The sequence below is a fragment of the Pseudarthrobacter humi genome, assembly GCF_024294965.1.
In the GTDB taxonomy this organism is placed as follows: Bacteria; Actinomycetota; Actinomycetes; order Actinomycetales; family Micrococcaceae; genus Arthrobacter; species Arthrobacter humi.
On record NZ_JANCLV010000016.1, the window covers coordinates 1 to 21,266 of the forward strand.

A 21,266-nucleotide genomic window follows, 5' to 3' on the forward strand; every position below is an offset into this window, starting at 1 on the left:
CCCTGGCCTTAGGGGTGGCGGTTCCCCGGCCGGCCAGCGCGGACTCGGCGGCTTGGTAAGCGTCCAAGGGATCAGATTTCCCCTTGAGGCGACGGCCCTGCCGGTTCGGGCGCATGACCTCAAAGACCTGCACACCTTCCTTCGCAAGGACACGAGAGAGCTCCGCGCCATAGCTGCCGGTACCTTCGACTCCCACGGCGACAACCTGCCCGAAGCCGGTGATGAACGTGATGATTTTTTGGTAGCCGGAGCTCACTGCCAGAAATTCCTTGTCGGCGATGTGGACGCCTGTCTCGGTGATGACGGCAACGTGATGAGTATCGGCGTGAGTGTCGATCCCGGCGATGACTTTGAGGTGTTCGTTTGCCATGATGAAACTGGCCCTGCCTTCCGTTGCGTGCGGTTGGGACACATAGGGCACGCCGGCCGGGTGGGCAGACAAGACGGTAATGGGATTCTCCTGAACAAGCTCCTATGAAGTCATGCCTACCTGGCCGCCGCGTTTACTGAAGTTGTGTTGCGGCGGACAGATCATTTGCAAGACAAACCCCCTGCGGGGCGTCAGTCGGACCCAGAGTCACATCCGCAACACAACCAATTCCATCATTACCGTCAGACCCTCGCGGGATGATTTGAGTATGGATAGCAGAGTGGCTGTGGCGACGGCGGAGGCCCTTTCGGTGTCCTTCGCTGAGCTTGCTTCTGCGCTCCGGGACGGGACCGAGGCCTCCGGTCCTTGGGAGGCTGATCCGATACGTCGGAGGGCCGATGCATTCCTGGACGGGCTGGCCGAGATCTCACGGCTGGACGCGAAAAGTGCCGCCCTGAAGGCCTGGCTGGCTGCCGTATATGCCGACACCGCCGGGGCCTTGGCGGGCCCTGCCACGTCGCCCGAGGACCATACCGGGCAGGAGATGGCCGTGATCGCCGAGGTCGCCTGTGTGCTGACGGTCAGCGAACGCGCCGCCAGTGCTCTCCTTGCCGAGGCGCACGCACTGACCATTGCCCTGCCGCTGACGTTCTCCGCGTTGCAGGCCGGGACGATTTCGTGGCAGCACGCCCGGATCATGGTCGACGAAACCACCAACCTCGACAGGCCGGCCGCGGCGGCGTTGGAGGCACATTTCCTGGACCCCCATGCAGTGAATCCGGCACGTGGCTTCGCCGGTGAGCTCATCCCCGGCAGGTTCCGGCACAAGGCCCGGACCTGGCGGGAACGCCACCACCCGGTCAGCATCGAAAAACGCCACACCAGGAGCGCAGCCGACCGGCGGGTGGAGTACGCCCCGGACCGCGACGGCATGGCCTGGCTCTCCGCCTACCTTCCCGCCGATACCGCGGCCGGGATCTGGAACCGCACCACCACCGCCGCCCGGGCGCTGCAAGGCCCGGCCGAAGACCGGAACCTCAGCCAACTCCGCGCCGACACCGTCGCTACCTGGCTCCTCGGGAGCGTCGGGGACCCCTCTGGGGAAATACTCGGAGGTGTTCCGTCGCCGCGGGCACAGGTCCTGGTCACCGTCCCGGTGATGGCACTGCTGGGCCTCACGGATGAGCCGGCCATGCTCGACGGATACGGCCCGATCCCACCATCCATGGCCCGCCGGCTCATCGCCGACGGCGCCGAATCCTTCCACCGCGTCCTCACCGACCCCCGCGACGGCGCACCCCTGGAAATCGGCCGGACCAGCTACCGGCTCACCAAAGCCCAGCGCCAATGGCTCCGACTTCGCGACGGAAAATGCCCCTTCCCCGGCTGCAGCAACCACTCCCTCGACAACGAAGCCGATCACATCCTCGCCTGGGCACGCGGCGGCACCACCGGAGTATCAAATCTCGGCCAGCCCTGCCACAAACACCACAGACTCCGCCACACCACCGCCTGGACACCCAAAGCAGCCACCAAGAACGAACCACCCGGATGGATATCACCCACCGGACGTCACTACGCCAGCGAACACCCCGACTGGGAACCACCTGAGTGGCCAAAACCCTGGCCGGATGACCCTGTTCCGGAGCCTCAACCGTCCGATCTTCATCTACCCGGCAATGAACTACCCGACTGTGGGCTGCCATCGGACGACATATTCCCAGACGACATACTGCCCGACGGACCCATGCCCCAAGACCCCTACCCGCCCCAAGACCCCTACCCGAACTGGGACTTCACTGCCCACAGCACCGTCTGACCGCCAGCGCCAAGCGAGGGCAGAGCCAACGTGGGCACGGTTAGGCCAGGGACGTGTCTAAGGCGGGTAGAACAGAGCTCCCTCCCCACCAGGCTCTCCTCCCATCGACAGCGCGCGAACGGACAGTTAGGGCCCGGATTCCAAGGGCTCCAAGTGTCCGTTCGCGCCGGGTGGCTGTCGCGGAGAGCTCCCGCGGACTAGATTCGTAAGCAAGATGACCAGGTCACGCAAAGAAGCGCAGGCAACCGCATACTGGACCACGGGCCCGGAACGCGGTGAGCTCCGCAACGAGGCCTTGCCCGCTCCCGGGCCCGGCGAAGCTTTGGTCCGCACGCTGTATTCAGGCATCAGCAAGGGCACGGAGATTGTGGTGCACAAAGGCTCCGTCCCGCCCCGCGTGGCTGCGGAAATGCGCGCCCCGCACCAGGAGGGTACCTTCCCGTCGCCCGTGAAGTTCGGATATCTCTCGGTGGGCGTTGTGGAGGTGGGGCCCGAAGGCTGGGCGGGCCAGAAAGTCTTCTGCCTCAATCCACACCAGGACCGCTACGTCATTTCCACCGACGCCCTCACCAGGATTCCCGACGGCGTCCCCGCCCGCCGCGCAGTCCTCACCGGCACCGTGGAAACCGCCATCAACGCCCTCTGGGAAGCCGGACCGAGGCTGGGCGACCGGATCGCCGTCGTCGGCGCGGGCCTGGTGGGTGGCATGGTGGCGACACTGCTGCGGACTTTCCCGCTGGCCCGACTGCAACTCGTGGACGTGGACCCGGAACGCAAACAGTTGGCGGACAGGCTCGGCGTGGAGTTCACCCGCCCGGATGATGCCAAACCCGACTGTGACATCGTGTTCCACTGCTCCGCGTCCCAGGAAGGCCTCGAACGCAGCCTGCAGCTGGCCGGCGATGAGGGGGAGATCATCGAGATGTCCTGGTATGCCAACCGCAAGGTCACGCTGCCGCTGGGTGAAGATTTTCACGCACGCAGGCTCTCCATCCGGGCCAGCCAAGTGGGCGTGGTTGCCCGGGCACGGCGGCACCGCCGGACCACGGCCGAGCGACTGGAATTGGCTGTCGAGCTCCTCGAGGACCCGGTCTTCGATGCCTTCCTCACGGGCGCCTCTCCGTTCACGGACCTGCCCGCAGTGGTGCAGAACCTAGCCGACGGCACGCTCGAAGCCCTGTGCCATGTGATCGAATACCCCAACGCAGACAGCCCCGCGGAAGCCAGCCCCAAAGACAGGAAGTAGCCAGTGTTCAGCCTGACCGTCCGACGTCACTTTATGATCGCCCACAGCCTCCCCAGGGAGGCCTTTGGCCCGGCCCAGGCACTCCACGGGGCGACGTTCGTGGCGGAGGTGACGTTCCGCCGTCGTGCGCTGAACCAGGACTCGATCGTCCTGGACATCGGAGCCGCCGGCGGCATCCTCGAGGACGTACTGTCCGGCCTCAACTACCGAAACCTGGACGAACACCCGGACTTCGAAGGCAAGCTCAGCACCACCGAGGCTCTCGCGGAATACATCGCCCACGCCGTCGCAGCCAAGCTCACGGATGACGGCGACGGCCGCGAGCTCGCGGGGATCGACGTCACCCTGCGCGAAAATCCGGACGCGTGGGCCACCTGCACCCTCGACCTGTCCGCGTGATCCCATGCTGGTCAGGTTCCTGGTCCCCGCCAACATCCGCCACAACTCCGGCGGCAACGTCTACAACGCGCGGCTCGCCCAAGGCCTGAGATCGTTGGGGGTTGCCGTGGACACGCTGTCGGTGGAAGGTTCGTGGCCTGACGCCAGCGCTAGGGACCGACGGCGGCTGGGCGGCCTGCTGGGCGCCTGGGACCCAAGGTCGGACCCTACGCAGGCGGACAGCACTCCACAAATTGTCACCCTCGTGGATGGGCTTATTGCGTGCGGTGCGCCGAGCGAACTGGAGTACGCCGCGGCGGCCGGACGACACACCTGGGTCCTGCAGCACATGCCGTCGCCCAGCCACGTCGACGGCGAAGGGCGGGCACTGCGGGCGGCCGCCGGAGTGATCTGCACCAGTTCGTCCGCAGCGGCCTCGGCGGCAAAAAAGCACGGGCTCCGCGCCAGCCGGGTTGTCTTGCCCGGGACGGACGCGGCACCTGTGGCGTCAGGTTCGGCCCCGCCCCACATCGTTGCGGTGGCCGCGCTGCTGCCCAACAAGGACCAGTTGCTGACCGTGGCCGCGCTGGCCAGGCTCCGGGACCTGCCTTGGACAGCGTCGTTCGTGGGAACGGACGACGCCGATCCCGCCTATGCGGCAAAGGTCCGGGGAGCCATCGCCTGCTCTGGAATGGAGGACAGGGTGCGCGTGACCGGCCAGCTCACGGGGACCGAACTGGCCGACGAATGGAACCGTACAGACCTGAGCCTTCTCGTGTCGCGGGCCGAAGCCTTTGGGCTTGTGGTGACGGAATCGCTGGCCCACGGCATCCCTGTCATTGTGCGGGAGGGAACCGGCGCCGTGGACGCGTTGGGCCTCGCCGGAAGACTCGCCGGCAGGCTCGCGCAAAGAGTCGGCAGGCTCGCGGAACGACCGGACGGCGAGGGTGGTGGTGAACGTGATGGCGGGACATATGCGGTGCCAGGTGCCGCCGTCGGACTCGTCGGACCCGCAGGCGACGCACCTCGTGGCAACGGACCTGAAGACCACCACCCGGACGTGCTCGCTGCCGTGATCCGGCAGTGGCTGGTGGACGGATCCCTCCGCGCCGGCTGGCGGGCGGCTGCCCTGGCGGCACGGGAACAGCTGCCCGGCTGGGACTCCACCGCCCGGAACGTCCTGGAAATCCTCGGCGTGCCTGCCAAAACGCCTCCTGCCAAAACGCCTGCTGAAGAAACCCCCGCCGCGGGGATGCCTACCGCTGCGGGTACGGCCGGTAGACAATAAGCCATGACCACGCTCCCGACCTCCGCCGCCGTATTGACCCAACAAGCCGTGACCCCCAAAGCCCTGAGCCAAGATGCCCCGGATCCGCAGGTGCTCACCCCAGAGCTCCTCAGGGCATGGGTCTGGCATAAGCAGGGCCTTGATGGCACACTCCAGGGCGCGGACGCCGCCGACGTGTTTAGCAGAGCGGGCTGGGCCCGTTCGGTCGGCGGCGCCAACCCGTACCTCACGCTCTTTGCCCGCGCCGGCACTAGCCGCGCGCAGGCGGATGCCGACGTCCTGTCGCTGAAAATCCATGAGCTGCCCACGGCCCGCGGCTGCACTTATGTGCTGGGACAGGATGACTTTGCGTGGGGCCTCCAGATCGGCCGGGACGCCGCCGTGGCGCCGTTCCGTGTGCTGGCAAGAATGGGCGTCGAGCGCGGCGAGATCACGCTGCTGGAGGAGGAGATCCTCCACGCCCTGGCCGAGGCCGGCAACCCGCTGGACCCCAAACAGCTCAAGGATCTCCTGGGCGATTCGGTACGGAACCTCGGCGAGGAGGGCAAAAAGAAGGGCGCGGCCACCACGTTGCCCACGGCCTTGGGCCTCCTCCAGGCGGACGGCCGGATCCGGCGGGTGCCCGCCAACGGCCGGCTGGATCAGCAGCGCTACGCCTACACACTGTGGGGTTTGCCGCCCACCGCCATGGACGACGACGCCGCCCGCAGCCTCCTGATGCAGCGCTATCTTGGCTGGACTGGCGGTGCCACGGTCAAGCAGTCGCAATGGTTCACCGGGTTCACCCTGGCCCACACGAAGGCAGCGTTGGCCGCCACTGGGGCGGTGGAGGTTCCCACCGCCAGCGGTGAGGTGCTGTGGATGATGCCCGACGACGTCGGGCGGCTTGCGTCGTTCGAGGCGCCGGCGGAGGAACAGATTCAGCTGCTGGCCGGCACGGATTCGTTGGTCCTGCTCCGCAGGAACTCGGGGGAGCTGTTTGCCGAGCAGGACAGGGGAAAGCAGCTCCTGGGGTCCACCTTGGCCTTGCAGGCTGACCTGCCGGACCATCCCATCTTCGACCGCGGCCGGATCATCGGGCTGTGGCAATACGATCCCGGGAAATCACGGATTGCCTATTGGCTCTTTGCCGGGGCCACACCCGCAGTATCCCGGCGCATCGCCGAGGTAGAGGCCTGGATCCGGGACGAACTGGGGGACTTCCGCTCGTTCAGCCTGGACTCGCCGGCCTCCCGCCAGGACAGGATCGACGCCCTGGATGCCGCAGGCTGAGGGTCGTGCAGGCAGGTGAGGGCGCTACAGCAGTCCCGAGACGAATTGCAGCCGCCTACGACGCGTTACAGCCGGCTGCGGTGCGCTGCGAAGAAGTCCCTGAGAACCCCGCCGCACTCCTCTTCCCTGACCCCGCCGTACACCTCAACCCAGTGGTTGAGCCGGCGCTCGCGGAGGATATCGAACACCGAGCCCGCCGCTCCTGCCTTCTCATCCCAGGCACCGAAGACCACTCGGGGAATCCTGGCCAGGACCACCGCGCCGGCGCACATGGCGCACGGCTCCAGAGTCACCACGAGCGTGCAGTCGGCCAGCCGCCAGCCGTCCCCCGTCCCGCCGTCGAGTTTGGACGAGGCACGCAACCGGTCCGCCGCCTGCCGGATGGCCACTATTTCTGCGTGGGCAGTGGGGTCTCCCAGCTCTTCCCGCTGGTTCCGTCCGGAACCCAGCACGGCGCCGTTGGGCCCAATCACCACGGCGCCGATCGGCACGTCCTCGGTGGCCAGCGCACGCCGGGCTTCGTCCAGGGCAAGACCCATCCATTCGAGGTGGTTCTTTTCTGCTGCGACCATGGCTCAATGATAGTTTCGAAGGATATCCAGCCTGCAAAGCATTAACGCCGGGGAGGCATAGTGGACACGTTCAGGGACCGTCTGGGCCAATGGTTCAAACCGTACGCCGCGCTGTGGATCACCATGCTGGTTGGCGGTGCCCTGGTGGTCACCATGGCGCTCCTGGGTGCCGAGGTCTACAACAACGTGGTGGACGAGGAGGGCCTGGCGTCCCTGGACCTGCCCGCACTGGAGCTCTCGCAGGACATGCGGAACCCCGCGCTGTCCGCCGGAGTAACGGCTTTCACCAACATTGGCGGCGGCATCGGCATGCCCATCCTGGCCAGCATCCTTACGGGCTGGCTCACGTTCCTGAGCCGGACCTGGCGGCCCATCATCCTTGTGGGCGGCGCCGCGGCCGTCTCCACGCTGGCCACCACGGTGGGCAAGCGGCTGGTGGGCCGCACCCGCCCGGACCACGCCGAAGCTGTCCCGCCCTACGAAACCTCGCCGTCCTTCCCCAGCGGCCACACCCTGAACACGACGGTGGTGATCGGTGTGCTGGTGTACGTCATGTGCCTCCAGTTCGACGTGCTCTGGGCGCGCATCACGGCCATCACCGCCGGCGTGATCTTCATCATCGCCATGGGCCTGAGCAGGGTGTTCCTGGGCCACCACTGGCTGACCGATGTGATGGCCGGCTGGTTCCTCGGCCTTGCCTGGGTGGGCATGGTGATCCTGGCGCACCGGCTGTTCCACGTGCTGCGGAAACGCGAGCACGCGGGCCCGGCACCCACGTTCGAACACCCCGCCCTGCGGGACGATCCGTCGGGCTGATTCCCGGCCGGACGCTGCCCGCGCGGGTGATAGTTTTGACGCATGCGCACTCTCGTTGTGGACCACCCGCTGGTCGCCCATAAGCTCACCGTCCTGCGGGACAAGAACACTCCGTCACCGGTCTTCCGGCAGTTGACGGAAGAGCTGGTGACCCTCCTGGCCTACGAAGCCACCCGTGAGGTCCGCACCCAGCCGGTCACCATCGAGACGCCCGTCAGCACCACAGTGGGCACCGCTTTCACCAAGCCCACACCTCTGGTGGTTCCCATCCTGCGCGCCGGGCTCGGCATGCTCGAGGGCATGACCAAGCTGGTCCCCACCGCTGAGGTGGGCTTCCTGGGCATGGCCCGCGATGAGGAAACCCTTGACATCATCACCTACGCGGAGCGGCTCCCGGAAAACCTGACGGACCGGCAGATTTTTGTGCTGGATCCGATGCTTGCCACCGGCGGAACCCTGCGCGAAGCCATCAAGTTCCTGTTCAAGCGCGGCGCCTCCGACGTCACGTGCATTTGCCTCCTGGCCGCGCCGGAAGGCCTGGCCAAACTCGAAGAGGAACTGGCCGAGGCCAACGTGACCATCGTGCTGGCCTCCATTGACGAACGGCTCGACGAGAAGTCCTACATCGTTCCCGGGCTCGGCGACGCCGGCGACCGCCTGTACGGCATCGCCGGCTGATTCGGGGCTACTTCGGATTTCAAGTCTTCCGCTTTCCTGCCGCCGCCGTTAGCCTGTGGCGCATGGACTGGAAACTTGAACTCGTTTTTGTGCCAGTGTCCGACGTGGACCGCGCCAAGGATTTCTACGTCAACAAGGTTGGCTTCAACCCGGATTTCGACGAGCGGCCCATGGATGGCGTCCGCTTCGTCCAGCTGACCCCGCCGGGATCAGCCTGCTCCATTTGTATTGGCGAGGGCCTCAATGACGCCCCTCCGGGCACGGCCCCAAGCCTGCAGATGGTGGTCAGCGACATCCAGGCTGCCCACGACCACCTCAAGGGCAACGGTGTGGAGGTCAGCGACATAGACATCCAGGACTGGGGGCACTTCGTCTACTTCGCGGATCCCGACGGCAACAAGTGGGCGGTGCAGCACATCCCGGGCCGTTAAGCCTAAGGGCGTGGCGCGTGGGGGTCGCGACGCCTAAGGCAAAATAGGCAGCATGAACTTCCCCACACCTGCCGCCACACGAACCCTGACCTGCCGGGCCGTCCTTTTCGATATGGACGGCACATTGGTGGACTCCACAGCAGTAGTGGAGGACGTCTGGGCAGAATTCGCGGCCCGGTACGGCCTGGACATCGCCGAAATCCTGCGCACTTCGCACGGCGTCCAGGCTGCCGATACCGTACGCCGGTTCGCGCCGGGGGGAGCGGACATCGCGGCGCTCACCGAGGAACTGGGCGGGATGGAACGGGTGCGGACGGCCGGTATCATCGCGTTGCCGGGGGCTGCCGACCTGCTTCGCAGCCTGCCGGCCCAGGCAGTGGCGCTGGTGACTTCAGCGGACAGGACCCTGGCGGACATCCGCATGGACGCTGCTGGGCTGGCCATGCCTGCCACGGCCGTGACGGCGGACCTGGTCACGCGGGGCAAGCCTCACCCGGAGGGCTATCTGATGGCCGCCGGTCTGCTGGGCGTCAATCCGGAGGACGCTGTCGTGTTCGAGGATGCGCCCGCCGGAATCGCGGCAGGCGTTGCCGCGGGTATCCGGACGGTGGCCGTGGGTCCCAATGCGGGCGAGTTGCCGGCGGGCGTACTCCACATCCCCGACTACAGCGCCGTGACCGTCTCCGTGGAACCGGACGCCGCGGGACGGCAGATCATTTCGTTTCGGCTTTGAGGCCGGCGCCGCTTGGTCGGCCTAGTACCAGTTGTGCGACAGGTGGAAGTTCAGCGCGCCGCAGGGTGACTGGTAGCGCTCCTGGATGTAGTTCAGGCCCCAGTTGATCTGCGTGCGGTAGTTGGTGACGTAGTCAGCGCCGGCGCTAGCCATCTTCTCAGCAGGCAATGACTGGACGATTCCGTACGCGCCGCTGCTGGGGTTGGTGGCCGTGGTGGTCCAGTCGGATTCCTTGGTCCACAGCGTCTGCAGGCACTGCATCTGGTCTGCGGACCAGCCGTACGTGGCCAGCTGGCCGGCGGCGTAGGCCTGGGCTCCTGCGGGGTCGTTGACGGCCACAACCGGTGCAGGTTCCGGAGCCGGAGCGGGCTCCGGGGCCGGGGCAGGTGCCGGTTCGGCGGCCTGGGGCGCGACGTTGATCTCGGCCGGCGCAGCTTCCGGGGAGGCCGGGGCCTGGATCTCAGCTGTCTCGAAGCTCAGCTTCGACTGGGCGCTGGCTTGTTCGGCGGCCTGGTCGGCGCTGGCCGCGATCGAGGCAGACTCGGAAGCGTGTGCCGCGGCGCTGACGCCGACAAGCAGGGCGCACGCCGTCGCGAACACCGCGACGCGCTGGCCCACGGAGGGAATCCGGGCCGCCCTGGACAATGGGGACATAGCTGCACCGAAGCGGGTCTGCTTGCGGTGGCTGTGGGACTTTGTGTCGCCCTGCGGGCGCGTTTGTACCTTGAATTCAGACATGATGGATCGCCTCTCACACCTGCGGAGTTAGCTGTCGGGTTCGGATGAGGGCATCCGGCCACACGGCACAAACACGTGTTGGCTTAACCCCAGAGGGCACTTGGTGCCCGGGACGGTGGGTCCCCCGCCTCTGCCTCTGAAAACGGAATCCGGGAAGCGGCAGAGCTTGGCGTCATCCGGATATGCGGCCCGAACGGGAACCACACGTCATCGACGCTACAGGAGCTGGACGCTTAAGTCACATTTTGGTAACGGGAATCACGACGGCGGTGTGTCACCTTGCTGGGCTCGGGCGTCAGTGGATCGCGCCAGCGCGCCGGCAGGGAAGAGTAACGCGAACTCCGTCCGTCCGGCCCGCGATGTCACTTCCACGCTCCCGCCGTGGGCCTCCATGATCGACTGGACAATGGACAGGCCCAAGCCGCTAGTGCCCTCGGACGCCCCGGCGCCCGAGGCCGGCGCCGTACCCTTGCGCGCCGCGTCTGCGCGGGCAAACCGGGAGAATACATGGTCCACGAAGTCCGCAGGGATGCCGCCGCCGTCGTCCGTTACAGTCACCGCTGCGCCGCCATTGGCAGACTTCGTGACAGCGGTGACTACGGTGGTCCCGGGCGGCGTGTGCTTGCGCGCATTGGAGAGCAGGTTGACAAGCACCTGACGCAGTTGGGACGCATCACCCGTGACGGCGAGCGGCTCGTCGGGCAGTTCAAGGCGCCAGTGGTGGTCCGGGGCGATGACCTTCTCGTCACTGACTGTTTCGATCACGAGTTGTGTGAGGTCTACTTCGCTGAGCTTCAGGGGCTGGCCCTCATCGAGCCGGGCGAGCAGCAGCAGATCCTCCACCAGGGTGGTCATGCGTTCGGACTGGCTTTGGACCCGGGCCAGGGATTTCCGGCCGTCCGGCGTGAAGTCCTCGGTCATCCGCATCAGCTCCGTGTACCCGCGGATGGCGGTCAGCGGGGTGCGCAGCTCATGGGAAGCGTCAGCTACGAACTGCCGCACCTTGGTCTCGCTCCGCTGCCGCGCCTCGAGTGCGTTAGCCACGTTGTCCAGCATCAGATTGAGGGCATGCCCTACGCTGCCCACTTCGGTTCCGGGGTTGGAGTTCGACGGCGGGACGCGCACCGCGAGGGCCACCTCGCCCGCGTCCAGCGGGAGCCGGGCCACCCGCGTTGCCACCTCCGAAAGCTGCTCCAGCGGCTTCATGGTGCGCCGGATCAACACGGTTCCTGCCAGTCCAATTAGCGCCAGGCCGCCCAGGGAAACGAACACAAAGGTCCACACCAGCGACGCCAACGTGCTTTCCTTGGCGGCAAGCGGAAGGCCCGTGACAAGGACATCGCCGTAGCCGGTTTGCACGGCCACAATCCGGTAGTCCCCGTTTGACAGCGAACGGTTCACGGGGATGCCGTTCTGCGTCAGCGCCAGTAGGGTCTGCTTGTCCTCGGCGCTGAGGGGTAGGCGTGTGGTGTCCGAGTCCAGGAAACCGCCACTGGGGATCTGGCCGTCCAGGATCCGCGCATTCAGTGTTCCGACACTCTGCCCGCGGGAGTCAAGCGGGTCCGGCCTGCCGTTGAATCCGCCCAGGGGCGGGCGGCCCGGATCATTCGAGCGTTTGGCGGCCTGGCTCAGCTGTTCATCCAGCTGCCCCGTGAGAAAAGAATCCATGGAGGCGTAACTGAACAGCCCCACGGCGCCGCAGATGGCCACCAGCAGGGCCATGGCCAACAGGATCAGGCGCGTGCGCAGATGCCAGGTGTCCGGTTTGAGCCAGCTCCGCGATGGTGCTGGGGTTGCTCGCGGCGAGGACATGGAGCTGCTACTCAGCTGGCTTGATGACGTAGCCGGCGCCCCGCACGGTATGGATCATGGGCGGGTGCACTGCATCGACTTTCTTGCGCAGGTAGGAGATGTAGAGCTCCACAATGTTGGCCTGGCCGCCGAAGTCATAGTTCCATACGCGGTCCAGGATCTGGGCTTTGCTGATGACGCGTTTGGGGTTCTCCATGAGGTACCGGAGCAGCTCGAACTGGGTGGCGGTGAGCTGGAGGGCGTCGCCCGCACGGGTCACTTCGCGGGTGTCGATGTTGAGGACAAGATCGCCCACCACAAGTTCGGCAGTGTCCATCGCGGCAACGCCGGAGCGCTGCACCAGCCGGTGCAGCCGGAGCAGGACCTCTTCCATGCTGAACGGTTTGGTCACGTAGTCGTCCCCGCCGGCCGCCAGGCCCACGATCCTGTCCTGGACGGCGTCCTTGGCGGTCAGGAAAAGCGCAGGTACCTCGGGCGCGAAGGCGCGGATCCTGCCCAGCAGCTCAACGCCGTCGAACCCTGGCAGCATCACGTCCAGCACCAGGACGTCCGGGCGGAACTCCTTGGCAAGCTTGACGGCCTCGGGGCCGTCCGAAGCCACGGCAACGGACCAGCCAGCCATGCGCAGCCCCATGCTCATGAGCTCGGAAAGGCTGGGTTCGTCGTCAACCACCAGGGCGCGGATGGGGGAGCCGTCCGGGTGGGTCAGTTGCGGAAGGTTGTTGGTCATGGAGTGCGAAGTGGCCATGGGACAACTCTCCGATCATTCGGTTAGCCCGCGCTATGGGGTTCCTGTGCGCACGCTGTGAATCCCAGCCTAGCGAGCTGGATGGGCACACGGGATGCCGAGAAGGCGCCTGGCCGAAGCCGTTTCCGTTGGACAGGTGGCAAAAGGCCGCAAGCAATTTCGGAAGGTCATGGCGCGGTGAATTTCTGTGGCTCTGCGTCGCGCATGGGCGAAGATTGTTCGCCGCAGGGGGCTATTTACGCGCCCTTGGTGGACAACAAGGCGCATTTTGTCGTCATATCAGAATGGTGATCTATCACACAAATCCGCATTTTGTCTCAGTATGCGGAACGTTGCACCCATTGTTACTTGCAAGTTTTCATTGTTACGTTGCACACTTTCAATTGTGAACAAGAACTCAACAGCACCTGCAGCCGCAGAATATTGGCCCAGCACATCCGCTGCTGCCGACATGCGCTGTTGTCGAATGCACGCCTGATCTTCAGAACCCACGAAGTTCTTAGGCATTCGCCCCCAGCCCAGCGTAGGGCGCCATCCCCAGATTTCATTGCGGGGACAATCAGCATTCGAGCCGCGATGACGGCCATTCACATTGAGGTAAGCATTCATGTCAGTTGCATCCGGATACGTCCACATCTCCGTCCGTAACGCAGGCAAGGCCGGCCAGGCTTCCGGCCTCCGTCAGGGGTTCGGTGCCCGACCGGCGTTGTCCCCGGCTGCCCCTGGAGCGAGCTTTCCTGCCCCCGGCTACGCACCCCAGGGCTACAACCCCAGTTCCTACGGCCAGCTCCGCGCCGTCCAGCCTGCCGAAGCCGCGCCGCTGACGGCGCCCACTCCGGTGATCGCGGGACCCAACAGCGTCCGCCCGGTCGCCAATGACACCGTGGCCCGCGGATTTGTCCTCTACATGGGCATCGACGAGGAGACCGCGGCGGCTGCCGGAACCTCCATTGCCAAGCTTGCCCAGGAAATCCGCGCCTACGCACAGTCCCTCGTGACCGGTGCCGAAAGCTACGCTGCCGTGGCCGTGGCCCCGGCCGGCACCCCGGGTTCCGCGCTCGACGTCGTCCGTTCCACCTTCGGTGACCCCACCGTCAACGCGCAGAAGCGCACCGAGACCGCCCGGCTGCAGCCGCAGGACCCGCGCCCGTCCGGCGTCCTGATCGACCTCGCCCGCCGCGAAGTCCACCTTGACGGCGAATCCCTGAACCTGACCTTCAAGGAATTCGAACTCCTGAACTACCTGGTGGAAAACGGCACCCGCACGGTTGGCCGCGATGAACTGCTTGAGGGTCTGTGGCGCAACGCCGAGGAAGTCCCCAACGAACGTACCATCGACGTCCACATCCGCCGTCTCCGCTCCAAGCTGGGCCGCCTCGCAAACACCGTCCGTACCGTCCGCGGCCAGGGCTACCGCTTCTACGAGCACCCCGAAGTTATTGTCTGGGCCGCTCCGGAATACTCGATCTAGTCCTTCAGCGACGCACCAAAGCGGCATTTCGCCGTGCCTTAGACACCTCCTTCGTTCCTCAGTCGGCGATGCGGCACTACGCGAAATGCCGCTTTTGTGCGTCCGGGCTCGTGAGTGTTGGCCTCCGCGGCTGATGTTTGACGGCGGCGCGGCTTACCTGTGTGGGCGCTAGGCTTGGGGGATGAGCGACCACCACATCAAACGCCTGGTGATCATGCGGCACGCCAAGTCCGACTGGCCCGGCGGTGTGGCGGATCATGAGCGGCCGCTGGAGGAACGGGGACACCGCGAGGCGCCCCTGGCCGGCAAGTGGCTGGTCAAACACGGCATTTTCCCTGACTTCATCCTGTGTTCCAGTGCGCTGCGCACCCGCCAGACCTGCACGTGGGTGTGCTCTGAACTGGGGGATAAGGCCCCGACGCCGAAACTTGAGGACGGCCTCTACGCCGCCTCCGCGCTGCGGATGCTCGCCGTGGTCAACCACGTGCCTGACACCGTCACCACGCTGATGCTCATCTCGCACATGCCTGGCGTCCAGGACCTCGCCATGCACCTGGCCTCCCGCGATTCAAACCATGACGCCTACATGGACGCCGCCACCCGCTACCCCACCAGCGCCCTCACGGTGCTGGAAACGGAAAAATCCTGGGCCGAGCTGGACGGGCAGGACGCCCGGCTGACCAAGTTCAAGGTCCCGCGACCCCACTGACTCCAGGGGACCCGCTGGCCACACGGGACCCGGCGACCTCCCGCAGCAGTCCGGCGACGTGCTGGATGCCCGGGCTGGCCGCCATGGTGCGGCGGTACACGATGCCCACCTGCCTGACCTGCGTGGGGTTGACCAGGGGCAGGCCGACGACGTCCGCAGGCAGCGCGGGCCGGCCAAGGCGGGGGACCAGCGCCACAACGGCTCCCTGCTCCACCAGTGCGATGTGGGTTGCGAAGTCTGGATCGTAGACCCTGATGTCCGGCACCCGGCCAAGGTCGGCGAAGATCCTCAGCAGGGCCTCGTTGCAGATGGCCCCGTGCGGCGTGCTGATCCAGCGCTCGTCCACCAAGTCAGCCGGTTCCACCTGGTTGCGTCCAGCCAGGGGATGCCCGCGGTGCACCAGGACGTCCGCAACATCCTCGCACAACCACTCGAGGGTCATGTGCTCCGGTATGACCAGCGGGACGGAGTTCCAGTTGTGGACCACGCCGAGGTCCGCCTCCCCGTTGGCCACCCGGGCCACCGCTTCCCGCGGGTCCTCGGCCAGCACACTGAGGTCCAGGTCCGCTCCGGATGAGGCCAGCCGTCCCAGCAACGGACCCACGAGGCCCCTGCAGGCCGTGGAAAAGGCAACAACCTTAAGGTGCCCGGTGGGTTTGGCCGGATCCGCCAAGAGCGTGGATTCCAGCTCCTCGAGCTCCGACAGGATGCGCCGGCCGTACGCTGCCAGGGTGAGCCCCCGCTCCGTCAGCAGCACCCCGCGACCGCGGCGTTCCAGGACGGGGAACCCGGTCTGCTTCTCCAGCTTCTTGATCTGCTGGGAGACGGCCGACGGGCTGAAGCCCATCACCTCCGACGCCGCTATGACCGAACCGTGCTGTTCAATCGCCGTCAGCGCCCGCAGCGAACCAATCTCAATCATGAAGCAAACGTACATGATTAGCCACAGAATTCAACGCTGGTGCTTCATCTGCCGTTCTGCAAGAGTGGGACCGTGAATCTCCGACACTCCCTCCTTGCTGCCTTGGTCGCCGTCCTCTGGGGCCTGAACTTCGTGGCCATCGACTTCGGCCTGCATGCGAACGGCCGCGAGGTTCCCCCGCTGCTGTTTGTGGCCATGCGGTTCCTCCTGGTGGTCTTCCCCTGGATCTTCTTCATCCGGAAGCCCGACATCACCTGGAAGGCGATCATCGGCGTCGGCCTCTTTATGAGCGCGGGCCAGTTCGGCCTCCTCTACCTGGCATTGGCGCTGGGCATGCCGGCAGGCCTCGCTTCCCTGGTCCTCCAGGCACAGGTGCTGCTCACCGTCCTATTGGCTGCCGGGTTCCTGCGCGAGCGGCCCAGCCGGAGCCAACTGGCCGGCGTGGTTCTTGGCGTTGCGGGGCTGGCCGTGGTGGCCGTCGGCCGCAGTGCCGTGGCACCAGTGCTGCCGCTCATCATCGTCCTGGGAGCCGCGCTGTCCTGGGCGGCCGGTAACGTCATTGCGCGTCAGGCCAAGGCCGCCTCCGGGCTGGGGTTGGTGGTCTGGTCCGGTGCAGTGGTGCCACTGCCCCTAGCCGGGCTGTCGTTGCTGGTGGACGGGCCGGGCGCGGTGTTCGGCACGCTGGCGGACCTCCAGCCGGCCACGATCCTGAGTGCGCTGTACACGGCCATCTTCGCGTCGCTCGTGGGGTACGGAATCTGGAACCGGCTCCTCGCCAGCTACCCGTCATCGGCCGTGGTGCCCTTTACGCTGCTGGTTCCCGTCGTGGGCATGAGCGCGGCCTGGCTGGCGTTGGGGGAGGTACCGACGCCGGCGGAACTGGCTGGCGGGCTGCTCCTCCTGAGCGGGGTGGCGACGGCCGTGCTCACCGGACGCGGCCGGCAGGTTCCGCGGCTGGGTCAGCGGCGGGGCGCCGGTTTGGCGCCCGTCTTCGTGCCCGGTTTGGGTGCGGGTTTGCGGACCGGAGAGGCGGACGACGACGGCCGCTTGGCTGCCGAGGCCGGCATCCGGGCGGGCGCGCGGGAGCCCGACGCACGCTGACCTGTGGCGCCGCCCCGGGGTGCCGCGCCCCCGGTTGATGCGCCCCGGGCCGCGGTGGCTCCGGTTGCCGGGCGCCGTGCAGCAGGGCGGCCAGCGCCGGACGCGGGCCGCCGCTTGGCCGGCGAGGGCCTCCGTTTGGCAGTCCCCAACCGCCTGCCCGCTGGCCAGACTGCGCCAAGGAAGAGGACCGCCAGTGTGGCCACCGCTGAGGCAGCACCCCAGTAGAAATAGTTGTCCGGATCCCCGGTGGGGAGCGGTGTGCCGAAGAACGACGACTGCTCGGCGAAGGCCAGCTCCCAGGTGCTGACGAAGGCCAGGGAGAAGGCAATGGTGAGGCTGGATCCCGCAGCGGTGGCAACCACAACAAAGCGGCGCCCGCGGACCAGGACTTCGGCTACGGCCGCCACATAGGCGAGGGCAACCAGGCCCAGGAACGTGACCATCACGGCCTCTTCCAGGGTGATGGCGGTGAGCACCAGCATGCCCAAGGCGGCGACGGCCGCGATCACGGCGAACTTCCCGCTGTTACCCATGTGGCGCATGTGTCCAATCATCCCTGCTACTTCACGACATAGCCGCGCATGATTGCCATGATTGCTGCAACGCTTTGGTCACGGGTGCGTTCCGGGTTGTAGGTCTGCCGGTCAAGCCCCACCACAAAGCAGGCGCCAAAGATCGCCGTTTCGAGGCTGCCCCGAGAGACCGTTTCGTCCACCGGGTAGACGGCAGCCACGTTCACTATGGCCGCGCCGATGACCGCCAGGAGTTCAGAACGGAGCACGGCGAACGTGTCCCGCCATTCGCTGGGAGTCCGCCAGTTTTCGCTCACCCACAAACGGGCGAAGGACGGGTAATCGTCCATAAAATCCATGGCCTGGCCGATCATTACCTCCATTGCCACCAGTGGGTCGGCCCCGGGCCGCCCCGCCTCGCTGAGCAGGCGTGCCTTCAGGATGTCCACGCCGTGCCGCAGCAGCTGCGCGATCAGGTCCGACTTGCTGCCGAAGTTGTAGTAGACAGTGCCCTTGGAGACGCCCGCCGCGGCGGCGATCTCGTCCACCGTGACACCCGCTGCGCCACGCTGGCCGATCAGCTCCATGGACGCGTCGAAGAGCTTCTGTCGGGTGGCATTGGTCCGGGCCGGGCGGAGTTTCTTCTCTGCGGGACCGTGCATGGCGGGATCATGCATGGCGGGATCGTGACCCACGGGATCATGCACGGCCGGATCATGCACACCAGGACCAGGCACGCCAGGAGCGGGCACCCCAGATCCCGCTGCGGGCGGGCTCATACCGCGATCTCCGGTTTGAGCGTTTTGAGCGTCCAGTACTTGTGCTTCCGGACAGCAAACGTGGACATCGCCGCGCCCAGCAACGTGTAGCCGAGCAGCCCCAGGACAGTGGGCACGATCCCGGACAGGTCGGCGCCGTAGATGATGTGCCGCATGCCCGTGACCACGTAGCCCATGGGCAGGATTTCGTGGACAACATGGAGTGGTTGCGGGGTGGTCTGCCAGGGGAACGTGCCGCCCGAGGACACCAGCTGTAGCACCAGCAGGATCAGCACCACCAGCTTGCCGGGTGACCCCAGCAGCGCCACGATGCCTTGGATGATGGCGCTGAAGGCCATGGCCGCGGCCAGCATAAACAGCCACATCAGTACCGGATGCGCGGGGTTGAGGCCCAACGCCAGGTTCACCACGAGGGTCAGCAGGCTCGCCTGCACCACCGAAACGGCCAGGAAAGGAAGCCAGCCGCCGACGGCGATTTTCCAGGCCGGGGCGTTCGATGCCAGGGCCCGCTGGGTGATGGGCCGCATCGCCTGGACCAGCATAAAGATGCCGATCCACAAGGCGAGCGTCAGGAAGAACGGTGCCAGCCCCGCGCCGTAGGAGTCCGCCTTTGCCTGGGAGACATTGCTGACCGCAACGGGATCGGCAATCACCTCTGAGAGGCTGCTCTTCTGCGAATCGTCCGGGTTGGGCACCTGGCCGGCTCCCTTGGAAATTTCGTCGGTCAGAGTCCGTGAGCCGTCAGCGGCGGTTCCGGCCCCGGCTTCCAGCTGGCCCGCACCGGCGTCGAGCGTTTGCGCTCCTTCCGCGAGGCGTCCGGCGCCGTCGAGCGCAGTCTGCTCGCCGGTGGCCAGCGTGGCCGCCCCGGTGTGGAGCTGGTCAGCGCCACCGGAAGCCTGAACGATGGCGTCCTTCAGCGCAGGCGTGGCCGTGGCCAGCTGGGCTGCCCCGACGCTCACGGCTTCGGAGCCGTCCGCGAGCTGTTGGATCTGGGTGGCGTCGGTCTGGATCCGGGTTTTCGCCGCGGCCACGGGGCTGGAGGCTGCCACCGTATCGAAATCGGCCAGGATTTTGTCTGCCTGCACCTGGGTGATCACTTCGGAGGCGACCAGGCGGGCATTCGATTCGATCACACGCGTCCGGAGCCCCTGGTCCGCGGCATCAAGCTGCGTGACGACGTCCTGGACCTTGGTGTTCAGCTGCGCGTTCCCAGCGGCCACCTGGGCCGCGCCGTTGGCCAGCGTCCGGGTGTCCGTGGGCAGGGTGGCGGTCTTGTCCTTCAGGACGGAGAGCCCGCTGCTGAGCTGCCCGGCGCCGTCGGTCAGCTGATTGGCTCCGTCCCGCAATTTCAGCTGCCCATTGTAGAGCTGGCCGGCTCCTGCGCTGAGCTCGCTGGTGCCCGTATGCAGGGTGACGGTCCCGTCGCGGAGGGTGGCCACGCCGTCCGCCAACTGCCCGGCGCCGTCGGCGGCCTTGAGCATCTGGGCGTGGATGGTGCCGAAACCGGTGAGCAGCTGGTTGGCCGTCTCTTCGCCCACTTCCTTGGCCACCGTAGTGTGCACCGAGGTGGTCAGCTTGTCCACGATGGTGCTCAGCAGGTAGTTGTTGGCATCGTTGGTGGTGACATTCAGCATCGCCTGGCTGGCCGAATCGAAGCTGCCGGGTGAGACCAGGTTCGTGGAGAATTCTGCCGGGATTTTCAGTGCAAACGCGTACTTGCCGCTGCTGACCCCTGCGTCGGCCTCGGCCGCCGACGGGACCGCCTGCCAGTTGAAGACGTTCCCCTCCACCAGGCCGTCCGCCACCTTCTTGCCCGCCTGGAGCTCGGTCCCGTCGCTGGACGTGGCGCCGGTGTCTTCCACCACCAGGGCGGCCTCGATCTGGTTCAGGTTCCCGTAGGGATTCCAGTTGGCATACAGGTACACGGCCCCGTACAGGAGCGGCACCATGATCAGGGCCAGGATGGTCAGCTTCGGCAGCAACCCACCGGTCATCCGCTTGAGTTCGGAACGGGCCAGCCGCAGCACGGTCACGTGGCATCCTCGGTTTCGAGTAAGAGGGATTCGGTTTCTTCATCTGTGAGAGCGGGCGCATCAGGCGCCTCGTCCACGTCCGGGACGGCGTTGCCGATCACCGTGGCCGGTCCCGTCCACCCTGCCGGGAGGGCAGTAACGGTGACGACGACGGCGAGCGGCCGGCCGGCGTCGTACGCCAGCTCCTCAAGCCGCGGGAGCCAGTCCGCAGCGTGGGCACCGTGCCTGTCGGGGGAGTCCACCACCAAAAGGTCCGTGTGCGGGTTGGCGAGGGCCAGGGCGGTCAGCAGTTCAATGCGCCGGTCCGGCGCCAGCTGCTCCGTCCACAGGTCCGCGACGTCCTCGAAACTGTTGACTTTGAGCCAGGGCTTGCTCAGCAGCGCGCCCCGGTAGCGGCGGGGGATCAGGGCGAGGTCCTCGGTGACAAGGTCCCGGACACTGAGGTGCTGCTCGGGCTCATTCACGTTGGGGGAATCCACCAGGGCGCTCGCGAGGCGGAGGGATGTGGTGCGTTCGTTGGCGTCCCAGGACATCCGGCCGCCAGTGGGTTTCATACGCCCGCTGATGGTCAGGGCAAGGGCTGTCCGCTGGTCCTGTCGTTCGGCGGTGACGAGGAGGAGCTCACCCCGGCCGACCCGCAGAGAGGTGGGCGGAAGCAAATCGTCGCGCCGGCCTTTCACATGGAGCTGCTGTACGGAGAGCAAAAATGGCCTTTCGACGGAGTATGTCCACCTTCAGCCTAACTGAACTGACTGGTCAGTTCAAATAGTGCGTGTGGGGTAGGCATGACTGACGTAGGTGCCGGTGAAGCAGGCCAGCGCCAGCGCACACTTGCGGC

Annotated in this window: 22 protein-coding genes and 1 riboswitch; of the genes, 12 read left to right on the forward strand and 10 right to left on the reverse strand. The window is 66.4% G+C overall.

What is annotated here, in order from left to right; genetic code table 11:
• A partial coding sequence (locus NFC73_RS17815) for an IS110 family transposase (RefSeq protein WP_254752370.1) occupies window positions 1–370 on the reverse strand: 370 nt, incomplete at its 3' end.
• A 268-nt stretch (window positions 371–638) separates the two neighbouring features.
• On the opposite strand from NFC73_RS17815, the gene NFC73_RS17820 reads away from it, so the two are divergent.
• The 5 genes from NFC73_RS17820 to NFC73_RS17840 all read left to right on the forward strand — a co-directional run bounded on the left by NFC73_RS17820 (window position 639) and on the right by NFC73_RS17840 (window position 6,373).
• A complete protein-coding gene (locus NFC73_RS17820) occupies window positions 639–2,189 on the forward strand; it encodes an HNH endonuclease signature motif containing protein (protein WP_254752372.1) in 1,551 nt (516 codons plus the stop codon).
• A 214-nt stretch (window positions 2,190–2,403) separates the two neighbouring features.
• Entirely contained in the window at window positions 2,404–3,435 is a 1,032-nt protein-coding gene (locus NFC73_RS17825) for a zinc-dependent alcohol dehydrogenase (protein ID WP_254752374.1), read from the forward strand.
• Window positions 3,436–3,438: 3 nt separating this feature from the next.
• A complete protein-coding gene (locus NFC73_RS17830) occupies window positions 3,439–3,834 on the forward strand; it encodes a 6-pyruvoyl trahydropterin synthase family protein (protein ID WP_254752375.1) in 396 nt (131 codons plus the stop codon).
• A gap of 4 nt (window positions 3,835–3,838) precedes the next feature.
• Window positions 3,839–5,101 carry a glycosyltransferase gene (locus tag NFC73_RS17835; RefSeq protein ID WP_254752377.1) on the forward strand — a complete coding sequence of 421 codons (1,263 nt, stop codon included), beginning with the start codon at window positions 3,839–3,841 and terminating at the stop codon, window positions 5,099–5,101.
• A 3-nt stretch (window positions 5,102–5,104) separates the two neighbouring features.
• The gene (locus NFC73_RS17840) at window positions 5,105–6,373 is read left to right on the forward strand and encodes a DNA glycosylase AlkZ-like family protein (RefSeq protein ID WP_254752379.1); all 1,269 of its coding nucleotides are present in this window, start codon (window positions 5,105–5,107) and stop codon (window positions 6,371–6,373) included.
• Window positions 6,374–6,438: 65 nt separating this feature from the next.
• Here the strand turns inward: NFC73_RS17840 and tadA are convergent, their stop codons facing one another.
• Window positions 6,439–6,945 (reverse strand): tRNA adenosine(34) deaminase TadA, encoded by a 507-nt coding sequence (gene tadA / locus NFC73_RS17845; protein WP_254752381.1) that lies wholly within the window; start codon window positions 6,943–6,945, stop codon window positions 6,439–6,441.
• Between the two features lie 123 nt (window positions 6,946–7,068).
• Between tadA and NFC73_RS17850 the strand changes: the two genes are divergently transcribed.
• The 4 genes from NFC73_RS17850 to NFC73_RS17865 all read left to right on the forward strand — a co-directional run bounded on the left by NFC73_RS17850 (window position 7,069) and on the right by NFC73_RS17865 (window position 9,603).
• On the forward strand, window positions 7,069–7,761 hold the full coding sequence (locus NFC73_RS17850) for a phosphatase PAP2 family protein (RefSeq protein WP_256549073.1): 693 nt from the start codon (window positions 7,069–7,071) through the stop codon (window positions 7,759–7,761).
• A 42-nt stretch (window positions 7,762–7,803) separates the two neighbouring features.
• Window positions 7,804–8,439: a uracil phosphoribosyltransferase gene (gene upp, locus NFC73_RS17855; protein ID WP_058930079.1), complete on the forward strand. Its 636-nt coding sequence runs from the start codon at window positions 7,804–7,806 to the stop codon at window positions 8,437–8,439.
• Window positions 8,440–8,501: 62 nt separating this feature from the next.
• Window positions 8,502–8,870 carry a VOC family protein gene (locus NFC73_RS17860; protein WP_254752386.1) on the forward strand — a complete coding sequence of 123 codons (369 nt, stop codon included), beginning with the start codon at window positions 8,502–8,504 and terminating at the stop codon, window positions 8,868–8,870.
• A 52-nt stretch (window positions 8,871–8,922) separates the two neighbouring features.
• Window positions 8,923–9,603 carry an HAD-IA family hydrolase gene (locus NFC73_RS17865; RefSeq protein WP_254752388.1) on the forward strand — a complete coding sequence of 227 codons (681 nt, stop codon included), beginning with the start codon at window positions 8,923–8,925 and terminating at the stop codon, window positions 9,601–9,603.
• Between the two features lie 21 nt (window positions 9,604–9,624).
• On the opposite strand, the gene NFC73_RS17870 is transcribed toward NFC73_RS17865, so the two are convergent.
• The 4 genes from NFC73_RS17870 to NFC73_RS17885 all read right to left on the reverse strand — a co-directional run bounded on the left by NFC73_RS17870 (window position 9,625) and on the right by NFC73_RS17885 (window position 13,510).
• Complete coding sequence (locus NFC73_RS17870; protein ID WP_254752390.1) at window positions 9,625–10,341, reverse strand: aggregation-promoting factor C-terminal-like domain-containing protein; 717 nt, start codon at window positions 10,339–10,341, stop codon at window positions 9,625–9,627.
• A gap of 5 nt (window positions 10,342–10,346) precedes the next feature.
• Window positions 10,347–10,499, reverse strand: a riboswitch (cyclic di-AMP (ydaO/yuaA leader).
• Window positions 10,500–10,599: 100 nt separating this feature from the next.
• Window positions 10,600–12,153 carry a sensor histidine kinase gene (locus tag NFC73_RS17875; RefSeq protein ID WP_254752392.1) on the reverse strand — a complete coding sequence of 518 codons (1,554 nt, stop codon included), beginning with the start codon at window positions 12,151–12,153 and terminating at the stop codon, window positions 10,600–10,602.
• 7 nt (window positions 12,154–12,160) lie between these two features.
• Window positions 12,161–12,901: a response regulator transcription factor gene (locus NFC73_RS17880; RefSeq protein WP_254752394.1), complete on the reverse strand. Its 741-nt coding sequence runs from the start codon at window positions 12,899–12,901 to the stop codon at window positions 12,161–12,163.
• Window positions 12,902–13,180: 279 nt separating this feature from the next.
• Window positions 13,181–13,510, reverse strand: a complete 330-nt coding sequence (locus NFC73_RS17885) for a hypothetical protein (protein ID WP_254752396.1) — start codon at window positions 13,508–13,510, stop codon at window positions 13,181–13,183.
• Here NFC73_RS17885 and NFC73_RS17890 point away from each other — a divergent pair.
• Window positions 13,509–14,372 (forward strand): winged helix-turn-helix domain-containing protein, encoded by an 864-nt coding sequence (locus tag NFC73_RS17890; protein WP_254752398.1) that lies wholly within the window; start codon window positions 13,509–13,511, stop codon window positions 14,370–14,372. The genes NFC73_RS17885 and NFC73_RS17890 overlap by 2 nt on opposite strands.
• A 181-nt stretch (window positions 14,373–14,553) precedes the next feature.
• A complete protein-coding gene (locus NFC73_RS17895) occupies window positions 14,554–15,081 on the forward strand; it encodes a SixA phosphatase family protein (protein ID WP_254752400.1) in 528 nt (175 codons plus the stop codon).
• Here NFC73_RS17895 and NFC73_RS17900 read toward each other — a convergent pair.
• On the reverse strand, window positions 15,059–16,003 hold the full coding sequence (locus tag NFC73_RS17900; RefSeq protein ID WP_254752402.1) for a LysR family transcriptional regulator: 945 nt from the start codon (window positions 16,001–16,003) through the stop codon (window positions 15,059–15,061). The genes NFC73_RS17895 and NFC73_RS17900 overlap by 23 nt on opposite strands.
• A 72-nt stretch (window positions 16,004–16,075) precedes the next feature.
• Here NFC73_RS17900 and NFC73_RS17905 point away from each other — a divergent pair, with 72 nt between their 5' ends.
• Complete coding sequence (locus NFC73_RS17905; RefSeq protein ID WP_254752404.1) at window positions 16,076–17,104, forward strand: EamA family transporter; 1,029 nt, start codon at window positions 16,076–16,078, stop codon at window positions 17,102–17,104.
• A 559-nt stretch (window positions 17,105–17,663) separates the two neighbouring features.
• Here NFC73_RS17905 and NFC73_RS17910 read toward each other — a convergent pair.
• From NFC73_RS17910 to NFC73_RS17920, 3 genes are all read right to left on the reverse strand, one after another.
• Window positions 17,664–18,278, reverse strand: coding sequence for a TetR/AcrR family transcriptional regulator (locus NFC73_RS17910; protein ID WP_254752498.1), 615 nt, complete (start codon window positions 18,276–18,278; stop codon window positions 17,664–17,666).
• 113 nt (window positions 18,279–18,391) lie between these two features.
• Entirely contained in the window at window positions 18,392–20,428 is a 2,037-nt protein-coding gene (locus tag NFC73_RS17915) for a YhgE/Pip family protein (RefSeq protein ID WP_254752406.1), read from the reverse strand.
• Complete coding sequence (locus tag NFC73_RS17920; RefSeq protein ID WP_254752408.1) at window positions 20,425–21,132, reverse strand: sugar ABC transporter ATP-binding protein; 708 nt, start codon at window positions 21,130–21,132, stop codon at window positions 20,425–20,427. Before NFC73_RS17920 ends, NFC73_RS17915 begins: the two co-directional genes overlap by 4 nt.
• Window positions 21,133–21,266 lie beyond the last annotated feature (134 nt).

What these genes read in the sequence shown, in the direction of transcription:
- NFC73_RS17850 (WP_256549073.1), top strand. Translation starts at nt 7,069, where the DNA reads ATGCTGGTTGGCGGTGCCCTGGTGGTCACCATGGCGCTCCTGGGTGCC.
- NFC73_RS17840 (WP_254752379.1), top strand. Translation starts at nt 5,105, where the DNA reads ATGACCACGCTCCCGACCTCCGCCGCCGTATTGACCCAACAAGCCGTG.
- NFC73_RS17885 (WP_254752396.1), bottom strand. Translation starts at nt 13,510, where the DNA reads ATGAATGCTTACCTCAATGTGAATGGCCGTCATCGCGGCTCGAATGCT.
- NFC73_RS17875 (WP_254752392.1), bottom strand. Translation starts at nt 12,153, where the DNA reads ATGTCCTCGCCGCGAGCAACCCCAGCACCATCGCGGAGCTGGCTCAAA.
- NFC73_RS17870 (WP_254752390.1), bottom strand. Translation starts at nt 10,341, where the DNA reads ATGTCTGAATTCAAGGTACAAACGCGCCCGCAGGGCGACACAAAGTCC.
- NFC73_RS17910 (WP_254752498.1), bottom strand. Translation starts at nt 18,278, where the DNA reads ATGCACGGTCCCGCAGAGAAGAAACTCCGCCCGGCCCGGACCAATGCC.
- NFC73_RS17825 (WP_254752374.1), top strand. Translation starts at nt 2,404, where the DNA reads ATGACCAGGTCACGCAAAGAAGCGCAGGCAACCGCATACTGGACCACG.
- NFC73_RS17820 (WP_254752372.1), top strand. Translation starts at nt 639, where the DNA reads ATGGATAGCAGAGTGGCTGTGGCGACGGCGGAGGCCCTTTCGGTGTCC.
- NFC73_RS17895 (WP_254752400.1), top strand. Translation starts at nt 14,554, where the DNA reads ATGAGCGACCACCACATCAAACGCCTGGTGATCATGCGGCACGCCAAG.
- NFC73_RS17835 (WP_254752377.1), top strand. Translation starts at nt 3,839, where the DNA reads ATGCTGGTCAGGTTCCTGGTCCCCGCCAACATCCGCCACAACTCCGGC.
- tadA (WP_254752381.1), bottom strand. Translation starts at nt 6,945, where the DNA reads ATGGTCGCAGCAGAAAAGAACCACCTCGAATGGATGGGTCTTGCCCTG.
- NFC73_RS17890 (WP_254752398.1), top strand. Translation starts at nt 13,509, where the DNA reads ATGTCAGTTGCATCCGGATACGTCCACATCTCCGTCCGTAACGCAGGC.
- NFC73_RS17865 (WP_254752388.1), top strand. Translation starts at nt 8,923, where the DNA reads ATGAACTTCCCCACACCTGCCGCCACACGAACCCTGACCTGCCGGGCC.
- NFC73_RS17860 (WP_254752386.1), top strand. Translation starts at nt 8,502, where the DNA reads ATGGACTGGAAACTTGAACTCGTTTTTGTGCCAGTGTCCGACGTGGAC.
- upp (WP_058930079.1), top strand. Translation starts at nt 7,804, where the DNA reads ATGCGCACTCTCGTTGTGGACCACCCGCTGGTCGCCCATAAGCTCACC.
- NFC73_RS17880 (WP_254752394.1), bottom strand. Translation starts at nt 12,901, where the DNA reads ATGGCCACTTCGCACTCCATGACCAACAACCTTCCGCAACTGACCCAC.
- NFC73_RS17900 (WP_254752402.1), bottom strand. Translation starts at nt 16,003, where the DNA reads ATGATTGAGATTGGTTCGCTGCGGGCGCTGACGGCGATTGAACAGCAC.